Annotated in this window: 19 protein-coding genes and 1 tRNA gene; 9 read left to right on the forward strand and 11 right to left on the reverse strand. The window is 57.5% G+C overall.

The annotated features are described in order from the left end of the window. Positions 1-86: 86 nt before the first annotated feature. Together NYP16_RS02520 and NYP16_RS02525 are read right to left on the reverse strand one after the other, a co-directional pair. Positions 87-2,294 carry a TonB-dependent receptor gene (locus tag NYP16_RS02520; protein ID WP_274942537.1) on the reverse strand — a complete coding sequence of 736 codons (2,208 nt, stop codon included), beginning with the start codon at positions 2,292-2,294 and terminating at the stop codon, positions 87-89. A gap of 190 nt (positions 2,295-2,484) precedes the next feature. Next, a complete protein-coding gene (locus NYP16_RS02525; protein ID WP_274942538.1) occupies positions 2,485-4,104 on the reverse strand; it encodes a M20/M25/M40 family metallo-hydrolase in 1,620 nt (539 codons plus the stop codon). Between the two features lie 335 nt (positions 4,105-4,439). Between NYP16_RS02525 and NYP16_RS02530 the strand changes: the two genes are divergently transcribed. Genes NYP16_RS02530 through NYP16_RS02540 form a run of 3 tightly spaced genes read left to right on the forward strand, consistent with a single transcriptional unit; the run spans position 4,440 to position 8,746 of the window. Then, on the forward strand, positions 4,440-5,057 hold the full coding sequence (locus NYP16_RS02530) for an RNA polymerase sigma factor (RefSeq protein WP_274942539.1): 618 nt from the start codon (positions 4,440-4,442) through the stop codon (positions 5,055-5,057). 9 nt (positions 5,058-5,066) lie between these two features. Then, complete coding sequence (locus NYP16_RS02535; protein WP_274942540.1) at positions 5,067-6,089, forward strand: FecR family protein; 1,023 nt, start codon at positions 5,067-5,069, stop codon at positions 6,087-6,089. A gap of 41 nt (positions 6,090-6,130) precedes the next feature. Next, positions 6,131-8,746: a TonB-dependent receptor gene (locus NYP16_RS02540; protein ID WP_274942541.1), complete on the forward strand. Its 2,616-nt coding sequence runs from the start codon at positions 6,131-6,133 to the stop codon at positions 8,744-8,746. Here NYP16_RS02540 and NYP16_RS02545 read toward each other — a convergent pair. The 3 genes from NYP16_RS02545 to NYP16_RS02555 are packed head-to-tail and all read right to left on the reverse strand — an operon-like array spanning position 8,730 to position 11,498. Continuing rightward, positions 8,730-9,236 carry a methylated-DNA--[protein]-cysteine S-methyltransferase gene (locus NYP16_RS02545; RefSeq protein ID WP_274942542.1) on the reverse strand — a complete coding sequence of 169 codons (507 nt, stop codon included), beginning with the start codon at positions 9,234-9,236 and terminating at the stop codon, positions 8,730-8,732. The two genes, NYP16_RS02540 and NYP16_RS02545, sit on opposite strands and share 17 nt — an antisense overlap. Further along, on the reverse strand, positions 9,233-10,645 hold the full coding sequence (locus NYP16_RS02550; RefSeq protein WP_274942543.1) for a DNA-3-methyladenine glycosylase 2 family protein: 1,413 nt from the start codon (positions 10,643-10,645) through the stop codon (positions 9,233-9,235). The genes NYP16_RS02545 and NYP16_RS02550 overlap by 4 nt, the downstream gene beginning before the upstream one ends. A 7-nt stretch (positions 10,646-10,652) precedes the next feature. Continuing rightward, positions 10,653-11,498 carry an EamA family transporter gene (locus tag NYP16_RS02555; RefSeq protein WP_346742455.1) on the reverse strand — a complete coding sequence of 282 codons (846 nt, stop codon included), beginning with the start codon at positions 11,496-11,498 and terminating at the stop codon, positions 10,653-10,655. A gap of 369 nt (positions 11,499-11,867) precedes the next feature. Here NYP16_RS02555 and NYP16_RS02560 point away from each other — a divergent pair, with 369 nt between their 5' ends. Next, positions 11,868-13,019 carry an alpha-hydroxy acid oxidase gene (locus tag NYP16_RS02560; RefSeq protein ID WP_274942545.1) on the forward strand — a complete coding sequence of 384 codons (1,152 nt, stop codon included), beginning with the start codon at positions 11,868-11,870 and terminating at the stop codon, positions 13,017-13,019. Between the two features lie 97 nt (positions 13,020-13,116). On the opposite strand, the gene NYP16_RS02565 is transcribed toward NYP16_RS02560, so the two are convergent. The 4 genes from NYP16_RS02565 to NYP16_RS02580 all read right to left on the reverse strand — a co-directional run bounded on the left by NYP16_RS02565 (position 13,117) and on the right by NYP16_RS02580 (position 16,010). After that, a complete protein-coding gene (locus tag NYP16_RS02565; protein WP_274942546.1) occupies positions 13,117-13,317 on the reverse strand; it encodes a YbdD/YjiX family protein in 201 nt (66 codons plus the stop codon). Next, positions 13,314-15,371 (reverse strand): carbon starvation CstA family protein, encoded by a 2,058-nt coding sequence (locus NYP16_RS02570; RefSeq protein ID WP_274942547.1) that lies wholly within the window; start codon positions 15,369-15,371, stop codon positions 13,314-13,316. Before NYP16_RS02570 ends, NYP16_RS02565 begins: the two co-directional genes overlap by 4 nt. A gap of 74 nt (positions 15,372-15,445) precedes the next feature. Then, entirely contained in the window at positions 15,446-15,853 is a 408-nt protein-coding gene (locus NYP16_RS02575) for a metallopeptidase family protein (RefSeq protein WP_274942548.1), read from the reverse strand. An 83-nt stretch (positions 15,854-15,936) separates the two neighbouring features. After that, a tRNA-Gly gene (locus tag NYP16_RS02580) sits at positions 15,937-16,010 on the reverse strand. A gap of 172 nt (positions 16,011-16,182) precedes the next feature. On the opposite strand from NYP16_RS02580, the gene metZ reads away from it, so the two are divergent. From metZ to folE, 3 genes are all read left to right on the forward strand, one after another. Then, positions 16,183-17,406 (forward strand): O-succinylhomoserine sulfhydrylase, encoded by a 1,224-nt coding sequence (gene metZ, locus NYP16_RS02585; RefSeq protein WP_274942549.1) that lies wholly within the window; start codon positions 16,183-16,185, stop codon positions 17,404-17,406. Between the two features lie 85 nt (positions 17,407-17,491). Continuing rightward, positions 17,492-17,884 (forward strand): Co2+/Mg2+ efflux protein ApaG, encoded by a 393-nt coding sequence (gene apaG, locus NYP16_RS02590; RefSeq protein WP_279347137.1) that lies wholly within the window; start codon positions 17,492-17,494, stop codon positions 17,882-17,884. Between the two features lie 68 nt (positions 17,885-17,952). Then, positions 17,953-18,594: a GTP cyclohydrolase I FolE gene (folE, locus tag NYP16_RS02595; protein WP_274942551.1), complete on the forward strand. Its 642-nt coding sequence runs from the start codon at positions 17,953-17,955 to the stop codon at positions 18,592-18,594. Between the two features lie 271 nt (positions 18,595-18,865). On the opposite strand, the gene NYP16_RS02600 is transcribed toward folE, so the two are convergent. Next, complete coding sequence (locus tag NYP16_RS02600) at positions 18,866-19,450, reverse strand: NAD(P)H-dependent oxidoreductase (RefSeq protein WP_274942552.1); 585 nt, start codon at positions 19,448-19,450, stop codon at positions 18,866-18,868. A 182-nt stretch (positions 19,451-19,632) separates the two neighbouring features. Between NYP16_RS02600 and NYP16_RS02605 the strand changes: the two genes are divergently transcribed. Further along, a complete protein-coding gene (locus tag NYP16_RS02605) occupies positions 19,633-21,009 on the forward strand; it encodes a sodium-dependent transporter (RefSeq protein WP_274942553.1) in 1,377 nt (458 codons plus the stop codon). Between the two features lie 119 nt (positions 21,010-21,128). Then, positions 21,129-22,331, forward strand: a complete 1,203-nt coding sequence (locus tag NYP16_RS02610) for a pyridoxal phosphate-dependent aminotransferase (protein ID WP_274942554.1) — start codon at positions 21,129-21,131, stop codon at positions 22,329-22,331. Positions 22,332-22,625: 294 nt separating this feature from the next. On the opposite strand, the gene NYP16_RS02615 is transcribed toward NYP16_RS02610, so the two are convergent. After that, positions 22,626-23,588, reverse strand: coding sequence for a hypothetical protein (locus tag NYP16_RS02615; RefSeq protein ID WP_274942555.1), 963 nt, complete (start codon positions 23,586-23,588; stop codon positions 22,626-22,628). Positions 23,589-23,659 lie beyond the last annotated feature (71 nt).

Here is a 23,659-nt window from a genome sequence, read left to right on the forward strand (position 1 = left end):
TTACGATGGATGATACAAAACAAGCTTGGCACTGAAAAAAGAGGGCAGGTCATTTTCCGACGACCTGCCCTTGCCAGTGGTATTTGTTAGAAGTTCTTTTTTGCGTTCAGCCCAAAGGTACGTGGCGGAGCGCTGAAGTTGATGTTGCTGCCAAACGCACTCGACGTTCTGCGGACGATGGCTTCTTTGTCGAAAAGGTTGTTTACGAAGACGTAAACACCCCAGTCGCCATCAGATCCTTCAAGACCCGTACGGGCTCCGACGAGCGTGTAGGACGGAGACCGGGTATAGTAAACATAGGTTGGCTGGTATTCCGAATAGGAAGACCCGACATAACTCACATCGCCGCGCACCATAAGATTCATGTTGTTGCCAACATCATGGGTATATTGCGTCATCAGAGTAGCCGAGAATTTGGCGACATAGGGAATGCGATCACCCTTGCGGCCAAGCGACAGCAGGTTGGCGTTCAGATTAGGATTGACCTGAGCCTTTGTCAGTTTGGCGTCACGATAGTCGCCGGTCAAACCAATCTGCCAGCCATCAAGCGGACGGGCGATGAATTCAAACTCGACACCCTTGATGCGGGCGGCGCCAGCGTTGCTGACGAAGGAAAACGCATTGTTGGCGGTCCGTCCCTGAACCTGCATGTCTTTCCAGTCGATCCAGTAACCCGTGATATTGGCCACCAGACGATTGTCGAGCCAGCTGGATTTCACGCCAGCTTCATAGTTCCACAGGCTGTCTGAATCATATGGAGTAAGAGACTCTGCCAAACCGATGACCTGGTTTGCGCCACCAGGACGGAAGCCCTGTGCAGCCTGCGCATAAAACATGACATGATCGGTTGGCTTGTAGGACAGATTGAACTTGAAGACCCAGCCGTTTTCTTTTGAGTGGGCTTCAGCAGCAGGTGTTTTAATGGCACCGATCGGAGCGAATCCGATGGTGGTCGACCCGACGATATCCTTGTTGTAGTTGAAGTAGCGCGTGCCTGCGGTAAATGTCAGCTCAGGCAGGAAATCATAAGACACTTCACCGAACAGGGCCTTTTGTTTCAAGCTATCTTCGATATAGCGGCTGGTCAGGATATTATAGGGGAAGATGCGTTCTCCGGAGATCGGATCAGACATGTATTGTGCGCTGACAATATAAGCTTTGCGCTTTTCCAGATATCCGCCGAACGTCCAGTGCAAAGCGCCTTCGCCAAGCGAACTCATGCGAAGTTCATTGGTCCAGTTGTTCACGTTCTGGGGATCATAGAACAGAACCGAAGGCGTATACATCGGCTGACCAATGTTTTTCATAAAGGTGGTGACGTCGACCGGAACTTTGGTTTCCCGGTTATAATAGGAGGTCACCGCCGTGATATTGGCAAATCCGATATCCCAGTTGGCCGTCAGGTTGTAGATTTCGGAGTTGTCCTTTGTGGACATGTCGATCGCATAAGCAGACTGATAGGGACGCGGATTATTGCCGTCCCAGCCGCCCACATAGGCATCGGTGCGCTGAATATGCACGGAGGCGTCAAGGGTCAGATTTTCCGCTGGCTTGGCCCGCAGGAGGAAGCGGCCACCCCAGGTCTTTTCGTCATTGATGTTGCTGCCAAGGATATTGCTATCCACATAGCCGTCCTGATTGTTGTAATAAAGCACGGCGCGGGCGGCCAGTTTGCCTTCGACCAGCGGCGCGTTGACCATGCCGTTGATTTTGTAGCCCATGCCGCCATGTTCGGTGTTGCTGACGGTGCCGTCCACAGCGCCTTCATATTCGGTCATGTTCGGCTTGTTGAACAGCACGCGCACGGTGCCGCTCATGGAGCCAGCGCCGTAAAGGGTGCCCTGGGGGCCACGCAGCACTTCGATGCGTTCGACGTCAAACAGGAACATATCGGGCTGGCGGGCGCCGGCGTCGTTCGAGGTGCCGGGCGAACCGGTCACCGGGGTTTCATCGTAATAAAGGCCGGTCTGGGCTTCACCCACGCCCTGTACACCGCGAATGACGAGACGGCGCTGACCCGCGCCGCCATCGACGAGCGACAGGCCGGGAACCGCCTTGACGTAATCGGAAATGCCCGTCGCGCCCATACTGGCGAGTGCGGCGCCGCTGACGGCCGAGATGGCGATCGGGGTTTCCTGCAGATTGGTCGAACGCTTGAGGGCGGTGACGATGATTTCTTCAATCGCGCCAGAGGACTGGGCCATGGCGGGCAGGGTGACAGCCGACAGCGCCGAAGCCAGCAGAATGCGTTTCAGATGTCTGGATGAGGACGAAGAACTGAGTGCGTTGATCATTATTCTCTCCCTAATGTACCTTATGTACTTTGTCTTGGGGGCGAAGACACATTCGCCCGATATAGGGACGCAGCCGCGCCAGAAACCGGAAAAAATAATTTAAAAAATAAAGGGACGCCGGCGTGGCGTCCCTTCTGTGTCATTCCCGCGAAAGGGAGGATCCAGTCTTACCCTTCACGCGCAAGCCGCCTTATTTCCCTGCGGCGATGGCATAAAGCAGATCGACGTAGAAATTCTCCATCTGCTCAAGCCCGGCAATTTTCGAGCCCGGCTTCGGGTCGATGACAATATATTCATTGGGGGCATGGGCGCCGGAGCCATGACCGACCCCGGTCATGACCATTGGCAGCTTCAGTTTTTCGGTGAAGACGTAATAGGGGGCGCTTCCGGCGGTGCGTGGTGACACGTCCACGGGCACGCCGATTTTGTTATAGGCCCCAATGGCAGCCCGCACCACCGGTGCTTCGACCGAGGTCTGGGCGGCCGGGTAGGCGCTCAGGGTGCGGATTTCGATGTCCGTGAACCCTTTGTCGTCAAGATGTTTGCGGATCAGGTCGCGGGCCCTTTCCGCCGTCTGGCCGGGGACGAGCCGGCTGTCGACCTTGGCCACGGCTTTGTGCGGCAGGATGGTTTTGGTGCCCGGTCCGCCATAACCGCTTGTCAGGCCATCGATATTAAGTGTGGTGTCAAAAAGATAATGGGCGAGGGAGTCGCGGCCGCGCCAGCCGTCGATCCAGCGCTCCATGCCATAGCCTTTCAACAAAGCAGGTTCGTTGCTTTCCCAGCCTTTGAGCATGCCATTGACAAGGCGCTGTTCCTCAAGGTTTGGCTGGCGGATGCCGTCATAATAACCGGGCACGGTGATGGTGTTGCCATCGGCCGATGTGAGGGTGGCCAGAGCCTGAGTGAGCCGCCAGGCCGGAGCATCCGAAATGGCTTTCCATGAGCTATGGATTTCGGCATTTGCCGGACCGCCATTTTTGCCGCCATGAGCCTCAAGCTCAAGATAAAGCACGCCCTTGACCCCAAGTGTCACGGTGATTTCGCCTGTAGGCGATTGTGAGCTTGCGGGGAAAATCACCCCGGACGCCGTCTTCAGCCGATCCGCGAATTTATCGATCAGTTCGGGGTAATGGGGGGAGCCAAGCTCCTCCTCGCCCTCAGCCAGCACCATGAGGTTCACCGGCAGTTTCTTGTTGACGGCGATGATCGCCTCGACGGCATTGAGGAACGTGCGCTGCGGCCCCTTCTGGTTGATCGCGCCACGCGCCATCAACACTTTGCCGAGATCATTGTCGACCAGTTCGCCGTCAAAAGCCTTGACCTTCCAGCCTTCGGCCTCGATCGGCTGGACGTCATACATCATATAAACGACCAGCGTCTTGGCCGCGCCGGCATCATAAAATCCCCAGACCCCGGGATGGCCCGAGGTCGGCACCACTTCAGCCTCCTTGAAGCCGATTTTCTTCAGGTCGTCGCGCAGCAGCTCGGCCATTTGCGTGACGCCATTGTTCTGGGCGCTGATGGACGGCTGACGGACCCAGCGGCGGAGATTTTCAAGATGTTCGGCCTTATGGGTTTTGATATAGGCGTAAACATCCTTGTGCTGGCCCTTGTAGGCCGGGATGTCCTTGGCGCTGAAGGCGTCATTGGTGGTGAAGGTGATGGCGGGGCGCTTGATCTTTGCGCTCTCGTCGGCTTTGGTCATGGGGGCGAATGCGACAGACAGGGCCATGGCGGCACAGAACAAGCTCAAAGAGCCGGGCAGTGTCAGCGGGCGGGCAATCACGCGGCTATGGTGGGCTGGCATGCAAATCTCCCTTTCAGTTTTTTCGTCTGGTTGGATCGGGTCAGATGTGAACTCTCTTTGCGAAAAACAGGTCACCACGAACTAAGACGCAAGGTTGAGGAAAACCGGAAAAAATAATCCCAGTTCAATCCGGGTCTGCGTGTTTTAAAGAGTTCGTTTTTTCAATATGTTGCCGATGATACTAAATTTGTATTTACGACCTAGTTTTTTCGGCCATACTGAACGAACGATGATAATTTGATGATGGTCAGGGCAAAAAAACACGCTCAAGCTGACAGAGCGGAAAGCCTATAAGATCGTTCACACGACGCCTCTTCAGGGGGGGACGTTCCAGTATGAACAAATATGAAGACGTAAGTCTTGCAGTGCATCAGTCGGACCACGCTTGCTCCTGCCTGCGGTGTGTTGCCGATGGGGTGGCCACGCCTCTGGTCCCGGATCTGTTCGAAGATCGCAGCCTGTTTCTCAAAACCGCCTATCAGGAATACCGCGGCAGTTTGCAAAGATATTTCGTTCGCAACCTGCGCGACAAGGAAGACGCTTCCGATCTGATGCAGGAAACATACTTGCGGCTGGCTGATTATGACGGCTTTCAAGCGATCCGCTCCTTGCGGAGTTTCCTGTTCACAACTGCGGGCAATATACTGAAGGATTACTATCGGCGGCAAAAAGTGCGCCCGCTTATTGCTTGCGATACAATCGACGAGAGCAAGTTGGCCGGAAACATGGCAAGCCCGGAAAGAATTCTTGATGGACAGCAGCGGGTGGATATGCTTAAGAACGCGTTGGAAGGATTGGACGAACGTTTCCGGACGGCTTTGATTCTTCATCGGTTCCATAAGAAAACCTATAGTGAGATCGCCGTTCATATGGACGTATCGGAGCGCACAGTGCATACCTATATCCGCACGGCTCTTGATCTTCTGCATGCTCGTATGCGGCATTTTCAATGAGCCTGGCCCATGAATTTTAATCGCGCCACGGATTCGTCACTCGGGGGGCAAAGGACAGCCTCGGAATGGGTGCTCTATCGTCATGGCCCGCTCATGACGGAGCCGGACGAAGCCGTGTTTGCGCGTTGGTTGGCGCAGGATCCGGAAAACCGCAGCAATTATTACGAGATTGAAAGCATCTGGGCCGGGCTTGGCGCTCTGGCCGGGGATCCGCTTGTGAGCGCCATCGCGCCTGAATCCATGCGGTCGCGCCGATCGCTGATGCAATGGGTCGGATCCCTTGGCTGGCGTCTGCCGGCACTTGCCGCCGGGCTGCTCTGTGCTGTTTTTGCCATTTATATGATCGAAAGAATGACGGTCCAGCCGGAGGTACCGCGTTTCATCCAGACGGCGGTCGGCGAACAGCGGACGGTGACCCTGGCCGATCGGTCGGTCCTTTATTTGAACACCGACTCGGCCATTGCGGTTGATTTCAGTGGTCCGCTGCGCCGGCTCGAACTGATCCGCGGCGAAATCCATATGGACGTGGCTTATGATCCGTCCCGTCCGTTCGTGGTTGACAGCGGCGGCGCTGTGGTGCGTGTGCTCGGGACAGCCTTCGATGTGCAGCGCTATGAAGATGGCCGGGTACGTGTGGCAGTGACGCGCGGCGTGGTCCAGGTGGCCCATGTCATTGAGACAGCCGAGGGAACACGTGAGGAAGCGGTTATTCTTCACCCTGAGGAAACGGCGCTTCTCGATCCAAGTTTCTCCGGCATCACCAAGAAGCATGATGATGTGGCGCGGCTGACCAGCTGGCGTCAGGGCAGCTTGGATCTCACAGGTTTCACGCTTGAGGAGGCGGTGACTGAAGTCAATCGCTATTCCACCAAACGCATTATCATCGGGGATGACAGTATCCGCAAGTTGCCCTTGAATGCGGTGTTCAATATTCACGATCTGGATCGCTTCGTGCCATCGATCGAACGTTTACTCCCGGTCAAGGTGGCAAGCCGCACAGACGAAACGATTGTCCTTACATCTGCGCCTTAAGCGCTAAACGGTATTATGGTCTCGTGTCTGGTGTTTGGGGTGTGAAATTTTTCCCACCGGGATATGCGCTGTTGCGATTATGCGCTCAGTTGCTGATCATCATGATGATGGGGGTTCCCGCCAGTGCATCCGTGCGCATGGCTGGCGAGCGCGTGGATGGGCAGGCCACGGTTCAACGGTTCTATGACATTCCGGCGCAGGATTTACCGGCGGCGCTTAAGGCTTTCGCCGAACAGGCCGGCATCAGCCTGCTTTATGAGACACTGCCGCCGCGCATTACCGCCCCAACTCTGTTCGGTCGCTTTACGGCGGTCGATGGCTTGACCCGGCTGTTGAAAGGCAGCGGGATCAAGGTTGAACCGTTCGGTGTGAATATCTATCTGCTGTCCGACGCGAGCGCCTATGCCTCAAGACCGCAAAGCGGCATTGACCAGGCGGTGTCGCAGGCGGCACGGACCATGCCGAGCCTGTTCCTGCAGGCGACACAGCCGTCCGAAGAAATTCTGGTGACCGCACTCAAGCGCGTGACATCACTTCAGGATACCCCGATCAGCATGATGGCTTTGTCCGCGGCCAGTTTGCGTCGCGTGGGTAGCGACAGTCTGGCCGATCGTCACAGCGTTATCCCCGGCCTGACCATCATGCACAATGGCGGCGGTGGCCGTCGGTTGTCGTTGCGCGGCGTCCTCAGCGTCGGAGAACCACAGGTCGGGCTTTATTATGACGAGACCCCGGTCGTGGGCTCGCCGGGAACCACCAGCGATTCCGGAAGTTTTGCCCCGGACTTCAGTTTCTTCGATGTGGAGCGGGTGGAGGTGCTGCGCGGTCCGCAAGGGACGCTTTATGGCGCCGGATCCATGGGCGGCACGGTCCGTCTGATTTATGCCAAGCCGGATATGACGGAGGTCCTCGGGCTCGTGAGCGGCGGACTACAGAGCACCCGGCATGGTGGAGTGGGCGTCTGGGGCAGCGGCATGGTCAATCTGCCGGTGGTAGACGATAAGCTCGCGCTGCGGGCGGTGGTCAACTGGCGTGATGAAGCGGGTTATGTAGATAACCCGCTTCTCGGGATTAAGGATATTAACCGCAAGGAGACCACGGGGGGGCGTCTGCTGGCCCGTTTGCTCCCAGCGGATCAGAGCAGCCTTATCCTGTCGGTCAATTGGCAACGGGATGTGGCCGATGACGAAGGACGCTGGTCGCGAGACGCCGGAGCCTATCATCGCCTGTCGGAGGCTCGGCTGCCCTATCGCGACGACAACCTGATTGCCAATGCGACTTTTGAACATAGCTTCGATCATATAAAAATGACGGCGGTCACGTCCTATTATGTGCGAAAAATGTCGGCCACCGTGGATACCACGCAGTTCATGCGTACCCTTGATACCGACAAGAATTGCGCTCGTCTGAATGACGGTCTTGCTTGTGATATGGCGGCGCGGCAGGAATTTTCCGCTTATGTGGGCAGTTTCCTGCCCTCGGTTCTGATCTATGAGCCTCAGGACGTCCGAAATTGGATCAATGAATTCCGCCTTAGTTCGAATGATGAGGCAGCCTTGCATTGGACGCTGGGTCTTTTTGCAGAAAACCGCCGCTCACATATCGTCAGCAGTCAATATAAGGTCGATCCGCTGACGGGACAGCGTCAGCCGGGCTCTGGTGACGATCAGATCACCACCAGCCGTGATATTCGCGACGATCTGAAGCAGACCGCTATTTTCGGAGAGCTGACTTATGCTTTGACGGAAACGGTCGCCCTGACGGCGGGGACGCGCTATTTCGATTATAGCAAATCCATTATCGGGGAGACCACCAGGGGGCTCGATTTGCTCGGGGCTGTGGTGAAGCCACCGACTAAGGTTAAATCGGGTGAGGACGGCTGGATTTTTAAATTTCATGGCAGTTACAAACCCACGGAGGATCTGCTCATCTATGCGCAGGCGTCGGAAGGGTTCCGCCCCGGCGGCGTCAATCAGGTGATCGGCCTGCCCGGTGCGCTGGCTCCTTACGGAGCGGACCGCCTGTGGAATTATGAAATCGGTGCGAAAAGCAGTTGGTTTGACAATCGTTTGATCGCCAATATTGCGGGCTATTGGATCAATTGGAAAAATATGCAGATCACCGCGCGGTCCGCGAACAGCGCCTATATTTACATCAGCAATACCGGGACCGCACGTATTCGCGGGCTTGAGTTTGAAATGATCCTGCGTCCCACGGAGGGGGTGGAGCTGACCGCCAGCGCGAATTACATCGCGGCTCGTTTACAGGGCGATCAGATTCTTGACACCATGCGCACCCCCGGACTGAAGGGGGATGCAATCCCGAATGTACCGGAGTGTTCCGCGTCTCTGAGCCTCCAATATCTGCGTCCGGTCAAGCAGGAACTGGTTGCCTTTCTGCGGGGCGACATCACTTATATCGGTCCCTCGCATACGGAATTCCGTCCGACGGACAGTCATTACGATCGGCAGGGCGATTTCATGTTGGTCAATCTGCGCGGCGGTTTTGAAAGCAGCGATTGGGACGCTTATCTCTACGTCAATAATGTCTTCGACAGTCTGGCCCCGTTCACGGTGATCTCAAGCGAGTTCGTGCGCCAGGCGGTGACCAGCGCACCGCCGCGCACGATCGGCCTGTCGGTCACGCGGCGCTGGTGAGTTTTTCCAGAACCTGTTGTTCATGGGCCAGCAGAAAGCGCTTCGCGGCCAGTCCCCCAGCATAGCCGGTGAGCGCGCCTGAGCCTCCGATCACGCGATGGCAAGGAACCAGAATGCTGATGGGGTTCTGACCATTGGCATGACCGACGGCGCGGCTTGCGGTCGGGCGCTTGATGCGCGCCGCCTGCGTGCCATAACTCGCGGTCGTGCCATAAGGGATGGCCTTGAGCGCGTCCCATACTTGAAGCTGAAACATCGTGCCACGCGGGCGAAGCGGCACCGTGAACAGTTGACCTGTTCCGGCAAAATAGTCCTCCAGTTCGCGCGCCGTCAAACGGCTCACATCGGTTTCGGCGGTGACCGCATCGGGGTAATGCTTGCGCAGGACCGGCCAGTTGCTGTCAAAGGCCAGCACCGACAGATGTTGCTCGTCGCTGATCAGATGAAGCCGTCCGACCGGGGTCAGGCAGCTATGGTAATAATGGGTCATGATCGCGTCTCCTTGGGCAGGGTCGCATAATCGCGCCAGATGCAATGGGTCAGATAGGCACGGGCGGTGGCCCAGGCGCTGTCATCGACCTTGGCTTGTTGCAACGCGCGGGCGACCACCAGATCGTTTTTCGGGAAGGCATCGGGATCGCCAAGCACGCGCATGGCGATCATTTCCGTGGTCCAGGGGCCAATCCCGCGCAGGTCGAGGATTTTGGCTCGTGTTGCAGCAAGATCGGCGGCGGGCGACAGCATGATGTCTCCGCTCATGACAGCCCGGGACAGCCCGCGCATGGCATCGGCCCGCGCCCGCGTCATGCCAAGGGTTTCAAGTTCCTGATCCACAAGATCGGCGGGGCCGGGAAAAGCGAAAATCTCGCCGCCCGCATCCTCGCCCAGTTTGCGCCCGAAGCGCCGCACCAGATCGCCGGTTTTCTTTTTGGCCTGGGTGGTCGAAACCAGCTGGCCGAGAATGATCGACAGCGCCGTCTCAAACCCGTCAAAGGCCCCGGGCAAGCGTACGCCCAGAGGTTTGATGGGGGAGGCCGAAGGCAGATGGGCAGGATTGTGATCGCTGTCGAACATATGCCGCAGCGCGCTCAGAACAGCTTTCACCTGCGTCAGCGGCAGATCGCGGAGGGTCACCATGAGCGCCGATTTTTTGGCGTCATGACGGAGATGCAGGGTCGCATAGCCATGGTCCGTGGGCAGAAAGCGCTGATAGCTCCCGTCCCGCACGCGTTCGACACCATAGGTTTCATGGCGGCTGAAATAGGCCATGAGCATATCCCAGTCATAGGGTGCCCGGACCGGCAGGCTGAGCCGCAACCCATCCGCATCGCTCACCACCGCCCCGGCCTTGCGCATTTCGGACGGCGTCATTCGATACAGCGCCCGGAACGCCTCGTTGAAACGCCGGACCGAACGGAAGCCAACGGCAAAGGCAATCCCGGTCACCGGCATGCCCGTCTGTTCAATCAGCTGCCGGGCCAGATGCAAGCGCTTGCTGGTCAGAATCTCAATGGGAGACGCCCCAAGATGGCTGTCGAACAGCCGCCTCAGATGGCGGTCCGTCATGCCAAGCCGCTCGGCAAGGCTGGCTACATCGAGGCTCTCGTCCCCACTTTCATCAATCAGCCTGAGCGCGCGGGTGACACTCGTCACCGTGCCGTCGAACAGCGTGGTGCCCGGGGTGGCGTCGGGGCGGCAACGCAGGCAGGGGCGGAATCCGGCGATCTCGGCTTCGGTGGGGCTGCGGAATATGCGGATATTTTCGGGCTTGGGCCGGGCCGAGCAGATCGGCCGGCAATAGATGCGGGTGGTGGAGACGCCAAAATAAAACCGCCCGTCATAACGCGGGTCGCGGCGCTCGATAATGTCCCGGATATTGTCTGCGGTTAAGGTCATCATGAGGGCATTATAGCCCCTTTTTATCCTCGGACTGGCGGTTTTCGGACATGACCCCTGCCCGGGCGCTCAGGGAACTGCCAAGCGACGCGCCGATCACGCAGAGGATGGCCAGCATTTGTATGGGGCTCAGATATTCGCCAAGAAACAACAGGCCGGACAGGGTCGCGATCGCCGGCTCCATGCTCATAAGGGTGCTGAACACCGGCACCGGCAGGCGTTTGAGCGCCAGCATTTCAAGCACATAGGGAAGCGCGCTTGAAAAAATCGCCACCGCGATGGCCAGCGGCAGAACCGACAGAGTGAATATGGCGCCGTCGCTCAGCAAAAGTGCAAAGGGCAGGGTGGAGATCACGGCGAACAGCATACCGAGGGCGACAGCGCTTTGTTCGGGCAGATCGGCGCTGAGCTTCTGGCCGAACACGATATAAAGCGCCCACATAAGCCCGGCCCCAAGGGCGAGCGCAATGCCCACGGGATCAAGCGTCTCGCCACCGCCGCCATGGGGCAGCACGAGATAGATGCCGAGTGCGGCCAGCGCGGCCCACAGAATATCAAGCCGCCCGCGCGAGGTCAGGACGGCGAGCGTCAAAGGCCCGGCGAACTCAAGCGCCACCCCGATGCCCAGCGGAATGGTCTCGATCGCCATATAGAACATCAGGTTCATGCCGCCAAGCGACAGCCCGTAAATCACCAGCGGCCGGATGGCCCGACGTGGCAGCGGATGACGCCAGGGGCGAAAGATGCTGCAAAGAATAATGGCCGAAAACAACACGCGTATCCCGGCCGTCCCCGCCGGTGTCAGCACCGGAAACAAACTTTTGGCCAAGGCCGCCCCGCCCTGAATCGAGCACATGGCAAGCAGCAGAATCAAAACGGGCCAAAGGGCGGGGTAACGTTGGCGCACAACGGTTGCTTTCACAGATGACCGCGCAGTTATAAACTATTTTGCCAGGAATTCGAGTGGCTGGGATGTGGGGGGTTATTTAGACAGACTGTCATTGCCGGGCTTGACCCGGCAATCCATGGTTCCACCAACGGAACGGCGGCCAGATGGATTGCCGGGTCAAGCCCGGCAATGACAATGTGTGGGACGGAATGACAATCTGTGGGATGGGGCGGTCATCCTGAGCGAAGCGACAGGATCCAGAATCCCTCCACACCCCCAGCTTGTCAGCCCTCCCGCCGTCCCCTACAAATATCTTCAGGCAAAAAGGGGGAAACCATGGGCATCGACCGCTGTTGGAATCTGATGGATTTTCGCGCACCGGCTAAGGCGCGGCTGCCGAAACCGTTGTTTCATTACATTGATGGCGGGGCCGACGATGAATGGTCCCTGCGCAACAACACGACGGCTTTTGAAAAATACCAATTGATGCCGTCTTACCTGCGGGACATTTCCAAGGTCGATCTCCGGACCAAGGTCCTCGGTGTCGAGATGGCCATGCCGTTTTTTCTGTCGCCGACCGGCATGACGCGTCTGTTCCATCATGAAAAGGAACTGGCGGTGGCCCGCGCCGCGGCTGACGCCGGGATCCTCTATTCGCTGTCGACCGTCGGCACCACCAGCCTTGAGGATGTGGCGCGGGCGACCACGGGTCCGAAAATGTTTCAGATCTATATCCTGAAGGACCGCGAGCTGACGCGAGAATTCGTCACTCGCTGCAAGGCGGTGGGCTATGACGCGCTCTGTCTCACGGTCGATACCATGCTGGCCGGGAACCGCGAACGTGACCAGCGCACCGGGATGACCATGCCGCCGCGTTTCACCCTCGGTAGCCTTATGAGCTTCGCCATGAGCCCCCATTGGACCTGGAATTTTCTGCGCAGTCCTGATTTCGCGCTGGCCAATGTGGTCCATCGGGTGGATGCACTCGGCGGCGGGTCCATGGGGCTCGTGGATTATGTGAACAGCCAGTTCGACCGCAGCGTCACCTGGGATGATGCCGCCTGGCTCGCCCGTGAATGGGGCGGGCCGTTTGTGATCAAGGGCCTGCAAAGCCCGGCCGACGCCAAACGCGCGGTTGAAATCGGTGCCTCCGCCATCATGATTTCGAACCATGGCGGCCGCCAGCTCGACAGCGCCCCGGCCCCGGTCGATTGCATCCGTCCGATCCGCGACGCGGTCGGCGATCAGTTAGAACTCATCGTCGACGGCGGAGTGCGGCGCGGCACCCATGTGTTGAAGGCGCTGGCGCTCGGGGCCAATGCCTGTTCCTTCGGCAGGCCCTATCTCTATGGCCTCGCGGCAGGCGGCAAGGCCGGGGTCGACCGGGTGCTGATGCTCATGCGGGCCGAACTCGAACGCTCGCTGGCGCTCATGGGTAAGACCTCGGTAGGCGATCTGGGCCCCGATGATGTGATCTCTAAATCATAGTGTCATATGCGGGCTTGACCCGCGTATCCATGGTTCAACCGGCACAGTGGGGCCAAGATGGATTGCCGGGTCAAGCCCGGCAATGACAGCTGGTGTGTCAACAACACCGGTTCGGCTGACCATTGCCTTCATAGCGCCGTTTGACGCAGTCGCGGGCAAAGGTTTTGCGGTCGGGGATCGGTTGCTCCGGGTGCTTCGCTTTCAGATGCGCCACATAAATATCATAATCCGGCATGCCGACCATGAGATGCAGCGTCCGCCGCACCCCGGTCAGGAAAACTCCGAGCCGCCTTCTCATGCCCGGCTCCCTTCGTGGGCGGCGGTTTCACGAACCGTCGGATGGGTCGCCACATAAGCCTCCATGGCGCGCCTTATGCCAAAGCCCGCCATGGCCACCACCACCAGCATGAAGGCGATACAAAGCGCCCCGTTCACATAGTCATTGACCAGGATCTGCTCCATCTGCGCCATGGATTTGGCGGGAGCCAGCAGGGTCCCGGCATCGATCGCGGTCTTGAATTTGGCGGCATGGGCATAAAATCCGATGGCCGGATCGCTGCTCATGATTTTCAACATCCCGGCCGACAGCGTGCAGACCAGCAGCCAGACCGTGGGCACCAGCGTCACCAGGGCAAAGCGCTGCTGTTTCATCCGGAACAGCACAACCGTGCAGAGCGTGAGCGCAATGGCGGCAAGCATCTGGTTCGAGATCCCGAACAAGGGCCACAAACTGTTAATGCCGCCCAAGGGATCAATGACGCCCTGATAGAGAATATAGCCCCAGGCGCTGACCGCGATGCCGGTGGCGATCACATTGGCGGTCCAGGATTGCGTGCGCCGAAACGCCGGGATGGCCATGCCGACGGCATCCTGTATCATGAACCGCGCCACCCGGGTTCCGGCATCAAGCGTGGTGAGAATGAACAGCGCCTCGAACAGAATGGCGAAGTGATACCAGAAGGCCATCAGCTTCTCGCTGCCCAAAGCGCTCGACATGATATGGGCCATGCCGACCGCAAGTGTCGGCGCGCCGCCGGTGCGCGACAGGATGCTGGTCTCGCCAACCTGCCGGGCGATGGTCTCAAGATCAAGCGGGGTGATGAGAAAGCCCCAGGAACTGACAACGGCGGCAGCGCTTTCGGGTGAGGTGCCAATGAGCGCGGCCGGGCTGTTCATGGCGAAATAAACCCCGGGCTCCAGGACCGAGGCGGCAATCAGGGCCATGATGGCGACAAAGCTTTCGGTCAGCATGGCGCCATAACCGATGAACCGCGCCTGTGTCTCGTTCTCCAGCATTTTTGGTGTGGTGCCTGATGATACCAGAGCATGAAAGCCTGATACCGCCCCGCAGGCGATGGTGATGAACAGGAACGGGAACAAGGCCCCGGCAAACACCGGCCCGGTGCCATCGATGAAAGGCGTGATGGCGGGCATTTTCAGCTCCGGCATTTCAAAGACAATGCCGATAGCCAGCCCGAGGATGGTGCCGATCTTGAGGAAGGTCGACAGATAATCCCGCGGCGCCAGCAACAGCCAGACCGGAATGACTGAAGCGACAAAGCCATAGCCGATGAGCGCCAGCGCCAGTGTTTCGCCGCTCAGGGTGAAATAGGGTGCAAGCATCGGATCCGCCGCCACCCGGCCGCCATAGACGAGCGCGGCAAACAGCAGCACCAGCCCAAGAAGCGACACCTCGCCAACCCGCCCCGGCCGCACATAACGGGCATAAAGCCCCATGAAGAGCGCAATCGGAATGGTCGCCGCCACGGTGAACACGCCCCAGGGGCTATGGGCCAGCGCCTTGACCACCACAAGGGCGAGTACGGCCAGCAAAATCACCATGATCAGCAAAATGCCCAGCTGAGCCACGACCCCTGCCGTGTTGCCCATTTCCGAGCGGATCATCTCGCCAAGCGAGCGCCCGTCGCGGCGCACCGAAAAGGTCAGGACCAGCATATCCTGCACAGCACCCGCGAACACGACCCCGGCCAGAATCCACAGCGTACCCGGCAAATAGCCCATCTGCGCCGCAAGAATAGGACCCACAAGCGGTCCGGCTCCGGCGATGGCCGCGAAATGATGGCCGAACAGCACATATTTATGGGTCGGCACATAATCGAGCCCGTCATTCAGACGATGCGCCGGAGTTTCCCGCTTCGGGTCAAGCTTGAGCACGCTTTTGGCGATAAACAGCGAATAAAAGCGATAGGCAATAAGATAGACACAGACCGCGGCCGCCAGAATCCACACCGCATTGATGCTTTCCCCACGATGGAAGGCAAGATAGCCAAGGGCCCCGGCCCCTCCCAAACTCACCACAAGCCATTTCAACCGGCTGACCAACTGGCCCATACTAGAAACTTCCCACTCGACCGAGACTTTGAATTTTATTGTTGGGGCACTTTACTGTGCTTTCCGGGCGTAATTCAATGCACTGTTGTGCTCTCGGCTTCGATGGCTTCCATGGTCTCGTCACTGAAGCCGAAATGATGGCCGATTTCATGGATGGTCACGTGACGCACCACGTCTTCAAGTGCCTCCCCGGTTTCCTCGGCATAATCGAAGATAGGCAGGCGATAGAGGAACACCATGTCCGGCTCGCGGGCGATATCGTTGATGGACCTCTGATCCAGACTGACCCCGCGATAAAGCCCGAGCAAATCATAAGGATCGTCAATCTCCATCTCGTTGAGCGTGTCATCGTCCGCGAAATCAAGAATCATAACCACCACATCCTTGCAGGCCGACGCAAGCGGCTCCGGCAATGCGGCAATGGTTGCCCGCACGGTGGCTTCAAATTCAGCGTCAAGGGCGGTTAGGTCGTCATCGGTCATGCTTTAGCATCCTTCGTGGGTTCTCTCCCTCAAGATAGGGAGCCACGGGCCATTCTGCAAATACCGGAAAAAGCTTGGGAGATTGGAGCGGGTGAAGGGAATCGAACCCTCGTCTTAAGCTTGGGAAGCTTCTGCTCTACCATTGAGCTACACCCGCAATGGGCTCACTCATAGCAAGACTGATGGCGACTGAAAAGCGGGGAATTGATTATGAGCCAATAAGATGTGCTAAACCTTGACCTCAAGGCTGCAACTGCCTATTCAAAGCGGCATAAAACAGCATGTTCCGGCGTGTTTATTTTTTGCCGTTCCTACGAAAGCCCAGGCTCATGAAGCGCAAAACAGGTTTCGATCGCAGCAAGACCCTGAACTGGCGTCTTGAGACCCGCATGGTGCGGGGCGGTACGCTCCGCAGCGACTTCGACGAGACGAGCGAAGCCATCTTCATGACCTCGGGTTATGCCTATGAACAGGCCGAGGACGCGGCGGCGCGCTTCAAGGGCGAGCAGGACGGCTATACTTACAGCCGCTTGCGCAATCCGTCGGTGGCCATGTTCGAGGAACGCATGGCCTTGCTTGAAGGGGCCGAGGATGCCCGCGCCACCGCAAGCGGTATGGCGGCGGTGACGGCGGCGCTTCTCTGTCAGCTGCGAGCCGGGGATCATGTGGTTTCGGCCCGCGCCCTCTTTGGCTCGTGCCGCTGGCTGGTGGAAAATCTGCTGCCCCGTTACGGCATCGAAACGACGCTGGTGGATGGGCGCGATATCTCGGCCTGGGCGGGCGCGGTCAAGCCGAATACCAAAGTGTTTCTGCTTGAGACCCCGGCCAATCCCACGCTCGATATTGTCGATCTTCAGGCGGTCGCCGATATTGCTCATGCCGCCGGGGCCAAGGTGGTGGTGGACAATGTATTCGCAACGCCGCTGTTGCAACGGCCGCTTGAATACGGGGCCGATGTGGTGGTTTATTCGACCACCAAGCATATTGATGGCCAGGGGCGTTGTCTTGGCGGCGTTGTGCTTGGATCGTCGGCTTTTATCAATGATCCGTTGTTGCCGTTCCTGCGCAACACCGGCCCGACCCTAAGCCCGTTCCATGCCTGGATCATGCTGAAGGGGCTTGAGACCCTGACCCTGCGGTTTGATCGCATGTGCGAAAACGCGGCCAAGGTTGCCGATTATTTGGCCGATCAGACGGGTCTTTTGAACGTGCGCTACCCCTCGCGCAAGGACTTTGACCAGCATGAGCTGGCTATGAGGCAGATGCAGGGAGTCGGCGGCACGATTCTGACCGTAACGGTCCCGGGCGGCCGCGAGCAGGCCTTCGCTTTGTTGAATGCTATGGAAATCATTGATATTTCTAACAATATCGGTGACTCTAAAAGCCTGATGACTCATCCAGCCAGCACCACCCATCAGGGACTGACGGAAGCTGCGCGGTTGGAACTCGGAATTACCGAGGGCATGTTGCGGTTGTCGGTGGGTCTCGAACATCCGGATGATCTTATTGAGGATCTCGGGCAGGCACTCCGGAAAGTCGGGCTGAAAGGGTAATCGACCCCCTGACTTTACAAACAGGGCCAGAGCCCGGCACAATAGGGAGACTGGTGTGGCGAAGATCGAACGAAAGCGGGCAGGCATGTATACGTCGACGACGCATCACATTCAGGTTTCGGTCGAGCCCTTCTTCCTCGAGGAGAAGTCGGCTCCGGACGAGCAGCGCTATGTCTGGGCCTATCATGTGCAGATCGAGAATCTGGGGGCCGAGGTGGTCACCCTTAAAAGCCGCTATTGGCGTATCACCGACGCCGCCGGCCGGGTTCAGGAAGTGCGTGGCGATGGCGTGGTCGGGGAGCAACCGGTTATTGCCCCCGGCGAAGCCTATGAATATACAAGTGGTGCCCCGCTTGCGACCCCGTCCGGGATCATGAGCGGCAGCTATCAAATGACGACGCCGGATGGCGCGTTTTTCGATGTCGAGATTCCGGCGTTTTCACTAGACAGTCCGCATGACCGTCGGTCTCTACATTAAGAGATCCGGGCATTAAGCAATCCGGGCATGAAGCGATCCGGTCTCGACCGATAAAAGGAGTCTCTAGCATGGGTATCGATACCCCCGCGAAGCCGCGCCCTGACCTCATCGGCGCTCCATCCGCCAAACCCAGCCGCCTTGAAGCCGAAGACGCCGTTCGCACTCTGTTGCGTTGGGCGGGCGATGATCCGTCGCGGGAAGGTTTGCTCGATACTCCGGCCCGTGTCGCCCGCGCGTTCGAGGAATGGTTCAAGGGCTATGGCCAGGACCCCGAAGACTATCTCCAGCGCACGTTCGAGGAAGTCGAGGGCTATGACGAAATGGTCGTCCTCCGTGACATCACCTTTGAAAGCCATTGCGAGCATCATCTCGCCCCGATCATCGGCCGGGCCCATGTGGGCTACTTGCCGGATCACCGGGTGGTTGGCATTTCCAAGCTTGCCCGGGTCGTGGAAACCTACGCCAAGCGCTTGCAGGTGCAGGAAAAAATGACGGCCCAGATTGCTCACGCCATCCAGACCGTGCTGCGCCCCAAAGGTGTCGCCGTGGTGATCGAGGCGGCCCATCAATGCATGACCACGCGCGGCGTCCATAAAAAGGGCGTGACCATGGTCACAAGTAAAATGCTGGGTGCTTTCCGCGCGGATGAAAAAACCCGTCGCGAATTTCTCGCCGTTATCGGCAACCCCCATTCGCGTTACGAGGGATAGGGGCTGTTTCCCCGCATTATGTCTGTCTTACCGTAGCGAAATCGCCAGCGACGTTATTGGCTGAACCATGGATGGCCGGGTCAAGCCCGGCCATGACAGGGGAACTACGGGTAATAGTCATGCCCGCCCATGATGGGGAATTATGAAAAATTGCCCTGTTCGGCCTGACGGGGAATTATAAAAAATTGTCATGGCCGGGCTTGACCCGGCCATCCAGCTGTCTTCCTCACCACCGTTCCGTCTCGAAGCACGAAGCCGCACCCTAAACGCTTCAGTCCCCCCGCGTCCCATGTTTGGCCATATCCTTGATCCAGCCGCGGAAGGTGCGGTCGCTGGCGCTTTCCACCAGCCCGCAGAGCATGGTGCGCACCGGTTTGATGCCGACAAAGCGCAGGATGTTATGTTCAAGCGCCCTGAGCGCATGGCTGCGGAAATACCAGCGGTAAGCCCAGGCCGGCATGCCCATGGTGACCACCACCCGGGCCGAGCGGCCATGTAGCAAGCGCTTGGGGATGTTGTTGCGGTCATAGGCAAAGGCGAAGCCCGGCCGCAGCACCTGTTCCAGAAAAGCCTTGAACAGCGCCGGCAATGACCCGAGCCAGAGCGGAAACACAAGCACCAGATGATCGGCCCACAGGATATCCTCCTGGGCCTCGCCGAGGTTGGGCGGGGCGTGTTGGCTCTGATAATCGGCTTGACTGCGCAGGATGGGAAATTCGATGAGGGCCACATCGATGCGCCGCACCTCATGTCCGGCGGCCACAGCGGCATCGGCATAACTATCGGCGAGCGTGTGGCAGAGATGGCCGCCCTCGGCGTCAGGATGGCCCTGGATAATAGTGATGTGACGCGCCATGTCCGTCTCCCTGCTCCTGAAAAACAGGATAGCATAACGATGGGCGCTTGCATCTGCTCTGGGCCGGTGCGAGGCTTGGAACAACCTGGACGCAAACCCTTGCGTGCGGGTTTTCTTTATGCTTAAAATAATTAGTTAAAATATATAATAATACATTTGTTTTCATGTAATGGGAGATGACTTTGACCGCTGGTGCCGCCACCACGCCTTCGCGTGACGTCTGGAGTTCTTCGTTCAGCTTTCTCTATGCGGCGGCGGCGGCGGCCATCGGGCTTGGCACCCTGTGGCGCTTTCCCTATGTAGCCGGGGCCAATGGCGGCGGCGCGTTCATTCTGCTTTATCTGTTTTTTATCATGGTTTTGGCCATGCCGCTGATGATTGCCGAAATGACCATCGGTCGACGTGGGCATGGCAGCGCGGTCGCCAGCGTCAACGCGCTGATCAAGTCCGAAAAGGCGTCCAAGGTCTGGAAAGCCATCGGCTGGTTCAGCATCATCGTGCCGTTCTTCGGGCTCAGCTATTACAGCGTGGTGGCGGGCTGGGGCACGGATTATGCTCGGCTGTCGATCATGCAGGGTTTCACCGGTATTTCGACCCAGGGGTCCCATGATACCTTTGCCGAATTGATGGCCTCGCCGGTGCGTGCCGGTCTGACCCAGTTCCTGTTCATCGCCACTGTGGTGTTTGTGGTGGCACGGGGCGTGCAAAAAGGCATTGAATGGATTTCGCGCATCAAGATGGTTGCGCTGTTTGCGATCCTGATCGGACTTGCGGGCTATAACATCGTCACCTTTGATATGACGGAGACGCTTGTTTTCCTGCTGCGTCCCGATTTTTCGGCGCTGACGCCGGAAGCCGTGCTGGCCGCGCTTGGGCAGGCTCTGTTCGCGACGGCAATCGGTGTCGGTCTGATGATCACCTACAGTTCCTACCTGCCTGAGGGCGGTTCCCTGCCGCGTACGGCTTTCAGCATTTGCGCAATGGTGGTGATTGTCGGCATTCTGGCCGGTCTGGCCATCTTCCCGGCGGTGTTTGCTTATGGCCTCACCCCGGGCGAGGGCCCGAACCTGATTTTCGTCACGCTCCCCGTCGCCTTCGGTCAGATGCCGGGTGGCCGCATCATCAGCGTGCTGTTCTTCAGCCTCATCGCCCTTGGCGCTTTCACCACCTCGGTTGGGATGCTTGAGCCGGTTGTGGCCTGGATCCGCGATAAACTGGGGCTGACCCGGGTCAAGGCCTCGATCCTCGCGGGCTCTGGGATCTTTGCTGTCAGTCTGCCGTCGCTGTTGTCCTTCAGCACCTTGAAGGATTTCCATCCCTTCGCCTGGTTCGCCCCGTTGGCCAGCAAGACGGTGTTCGACATTCTTGATTTCGGTATTGCCAATTTCCTGTTGCCGATCAATGCGTTGTTGATTGCGCTCTTTGTCGGCTGGGCAGTCAATAAAAAAGGGACCGAGACCGAAGTCAAACTCAGCAAGCCGCTGTTTCTGCTGTGGCAGTTGGTAGTTCGCTTCTTGGCGCCGCTTGCCGTCGTTGGTTTGATGATCAGCATGCTCTGATCTTCAAGTCCTTGGGCATAATTCTCGCGAGAGTCCCTTGCCAGATATGACCGGGAGGCGTAGGGTTCAGCCGTTTTTCTGGCGGCTAGCCCGCCTTTTCGTTCAGGAGGATCGTCACCGTGGGTTTTATCTCGGATGCTTTGTCGCGTATCAAGCCGTCGCCGACCGTTGCCCTTACCGGCAAAGTGGCTGAACTCAAGGCGCAGGGCCGGGATATTATCAGCCTCGGCGCTGGCGAGCCTGATTTCGATACCCCGGATTTTGTGAAAGACGCCGCGATAGAGGCCATTCGCAAGGGCGATACCAAATACACTCCGGTCGATGGCACCGCCGCCGTCAAGGACGCGGTCATCCTGAAGTTCAAACGCGACAACGGGCTTGAGTATACGCGCGATCAGGTGACCGTGAACGCAGGTGGCAAGCACACCATTTATAACGCCTTCATGGCGACGCTGAATGCGGGCGATGAAGTTGTGATCCCGACGCCTTACTGGGTGTCCTATCCGGACATGACCCTGCTTGCAGGCGGCACCCCGGTGTTCGTCGAAACCTCCATGGCCACTGGCTTCAAGATGACGCCGGAGGCGCTTGACCGCGCCATCACGCCAAACACCAAATGGGTCATCCTCAATTCGCCGTCGAACCCGTCGGGCGCGGCCTACAGCCGGGATGAACTGAAGGCGCTGACCGATGTGCTTTTGAAGCATCCCCATGTCTGGGTGCTGGCCGACGATATTTACGAGCATATCCTTTATGACGGCGCGACCTTCCAGACCGTGGCCCAGGTCGAACCGAAATTGTTTGACCGCACCCTGACCATGAATGGCGTGGCCAAGGCCTATGCCATGACCGGCTGGCGCATCGGTTTTGCCGGTGGTCCGAAGCAGCTCATCAAAGCGATCGGCACCATTCAGTCGCAGTCGACCTCGAATCCCTGCTCGATCAGCCAGGCGGCCACCGTCGCCGCCCTGACCGGTCCGCAGGAGTTCATGAAAGACCGCGCCAAGTCGTTCCAGGGCCGCCGCGACCTCGTGGTGAAAATGCTGAATGACACCCCGGGCCTTGAGTGCCCGACCCCGGCTGGTGCATTCTATGTCTACCCAAGCTGCGCTGGTCTGATTGGCAAGACCACACCGAATGGTGACGTCCTGACGTCAGATCTCGACGTGGCCGGTTACCTGCTCGAAGCCGAAGGTGTGGCGGTTGTGCATGGCGAAGCCTTCGGCCTGAGCCCGCATTTCCGCATCTCCTATGCAACGTCGGAGACCGAACTGGTCGAAGCCTGCACCCGCATCAAGCGCGCCTGCGCAGCGCTAAAATAAAGCCTATTGTTAGACGATTAAGAAAAGGCGTCGCCCTCTGGCGGCGCCTTTTTCGTCTGGGGGTGTTTTACTGGGGAAAGGCCTTGCTTGGGTATGTTTCGCCGGAGAAGCAGGTTTGCCAAATCTTCCGGATGAAATTATGGAAGGCCCAGGGGTTCTCGGAAAGTTTATGGTAGCTCAGGATCTGGGCAGGGGGTGTGACGACGATGCGGGCCTCCTATAGCGGCGCAGCAGTTTCATGACAGTGAAAGTAAAGCGCCCTCCTCGGACGGCGCTTTACTCAGTGGGCGTGGTTTAATGGGGATATCGAGAGAAAGGGTATTCCGTGTCAGGGAAGCAGACACTCCACATCGCATTAATTAACCCTGAGAACTCTTCTGGGTTTGGGCGTGTGTGGTGATAGGCTGCTATCCAGACATTGAGCGCTAACAGGTTCGGCGGGTTCGGGCTGCTCAATAACATGCAAAAAAATATTTCTATGGGGTAGGGCGTCGCAGCATTTAAATATTCTGCGAGATCGCTGTAATCATTATTTTCATACGCATCGCGAAGAATTGTCATAAGGCTCAGATTGTAGAGGGAGGGAACTTTAACTTTTTCTTTGAAATTTTTGATCTTATGTATGCAGGAATTCACCATCTGGTAGTGAATTTCTTTGTCTCCCTCCATCTCAGATAGCATGTCTGCGAATAGTTTCAGGTAATTCTCCAGATCTTCTGAAATCTGATTGGTGAGACGATGGGGTGTTGGGATTACAGACTCTATTAAAATAAGAGACTGATGTAATTTTAAGACCTGAAAGAAAACATGGTCGTACATGATGTAGTCTTTATAGAGAATTCCAGAATTTTCACAGAGTTTATAAATAGGGTCGATATATGGTCCATTGAAATTGGGCCACTTCTTTGGGCGGTCCTCAAACGTTGGTCCCGCGAGGAATCCAAAGGCAAAAGACCAATCGTAGGTCACAAGGTAGGCTTCAATTTTATTTATTTGCCATGATAACGGGAGGAGAAATGCAGACCTGTTGGTCTCAATACAGTTATGAAAATATTGGTTCAGATAGCTCAGAATGAGCTGAGCATTGGAAACATCTCTTTTATTAACCGTGTATTCAAGAAGGGCAGTGAGTTTTTCGAATAATGTTTCCGGATTTTTACAAATTTCGTCAAGAAACGGAGAGATATCTTTCTCTTGGCAAATAGCTGCTTGGACCGCTTTTATAGAAACGTCCTGGTTGTTGTTCCCAGTTTCCATGTTGGTCTCCTTTCACATAAAAACGCGGAGAGACCAGGTTTTGTGATGAAAGCCGGATGATTTCTGGTCCA

Origin of the sequence: Govania unica (genome assembly GCF_027920805.1) — a bacterium.
In the GTDB taxonomy this organism is placed as follows: Bacteria; Pseudomonadota; Alphaproteobacteria; order Sphingomonadales; family Govanellaceae; genus Govanella; species Govanella unica.

What these genes read in the sequence shown, in the direction of transcription:
- NYP16_RS02565 (WP_274942546.1), bottom strand. Translation starts at nt 13,317, where the DNA reads ATGAGAAGGCGGCTCGGAGTTTTCCTGACCGGGGTGCGGCGGACGCTG.
- NYP16_RS02535 (WP_274942540.1), top strand. Translation starts at nt 5,067, where the DNA reads ATGAATTTTAATCGCGCCACGGATTCGTCACTCGGGGGGCAAAGGACA.
- NYP16_RS02570 (WP_274942547.1), bottom strand. Translation starts at nt 15,371, where the DNA reads ATGGGCCAGTTGGTCAGCCGGTTGAAATGGCTTGTGGTGAGTTTGGGA.
- apaG (WP_279347137.1), top strand. Translation starts at nt 17,492, where the DNA reads ATGTATACGTCGACGACGCATCACATTCAGGTTTCGGTCGAGCCCTTC.
- NYP16_RS02600 (WP_274942552.1), bottom strand. Translation starts at nt 19,450, where the DNA reads ATGGCGCGTCACATCACTATTATCCAGGGCCATCCTGACGCCGAGGGC.
- folE (WP_274942551.1), top strand. Translation starts at nt 17,953, where the DNA reads ATGGGTATCGATACCCCCGCGAAGCCGCGCCCTGACCTCATCGGCGCT.
- NYP16_RS02545 (WP_274942542.1), bottom strand. Translation starts at nt 9,236, where the DNA reads ATGACCCATTATTACCATAGCTGCCTGACCCCGGTCGGACGGCTTCAT.
- NYP16_RS02550 (WP_274942543.1), bottom strand. Translation starts at nt 10,645, where the DNA reads ATGATGACCTTAACCGCAGACAATATCCGGGACATTATCGAGCGCCGC.
- NYP16_RS02520 (WP_274942537.1), bottom strand. Translation starts at nt 2,294, where the DNA reads ATGATCAACGCACTCAGTTCTTCGTCCTCATCCAGACATCTGAAACGC.
- NYP16_RS02560 (WP_274942545.1), top strand. Translation starts at nt 11,868, where the DNA reads ATGGGCATCGACCGCTGTTGGAATCTGATGGATTTTCGCGCACCGGCT.
- NYP16_RS02555 (WP_346742455.1), bottom strand. Translation starts at nt 11,498, where the DNA reads ATGTGCTCGATTCAGGGCGGGGCGGCCTTGGCCAAAAGTTTGTTTCCG.
- NYP16_RS02615 (WP_274942555.1), bottom strand. Translation starts at nt 23,588, where the DNA reads ATGGAAACTGGGAACAACAACCAGGACGTTTCTATAAAAGCGGTCCAA.
- metZ (WP_274942549.1), top strand. Translation starts at nt 16,183, where the DNA reads ATGAAGCGCAAAACAGGTTTCGATCGCAGCAAGACCCTGAACTGGCGT.
- NYP16_RS02530 (WP_274942539.1), top strand. Translation starts at nt 4,440, where the DNA reads ATGAACAAATATGAAGACGTAAGTCTTGCAGTGCATCAGTCGGACCAC.
- NYP16_RS02575 (WP_274942548.1), bottom strand. Translation starts at nt 15,853, where the DNA reads ATGACCGATGACGACCTAACCGCCCTTGACGCTGAATTTGAAGCCACC.
- NYP16_RS02525 (WP_274942538.1), bottom strand. Translation starts at nt 4,104, where the DNA reads ATGCCAGCCCACCATAGCCGCGTGATTGCCCGCCCGCTGACACTGCCC.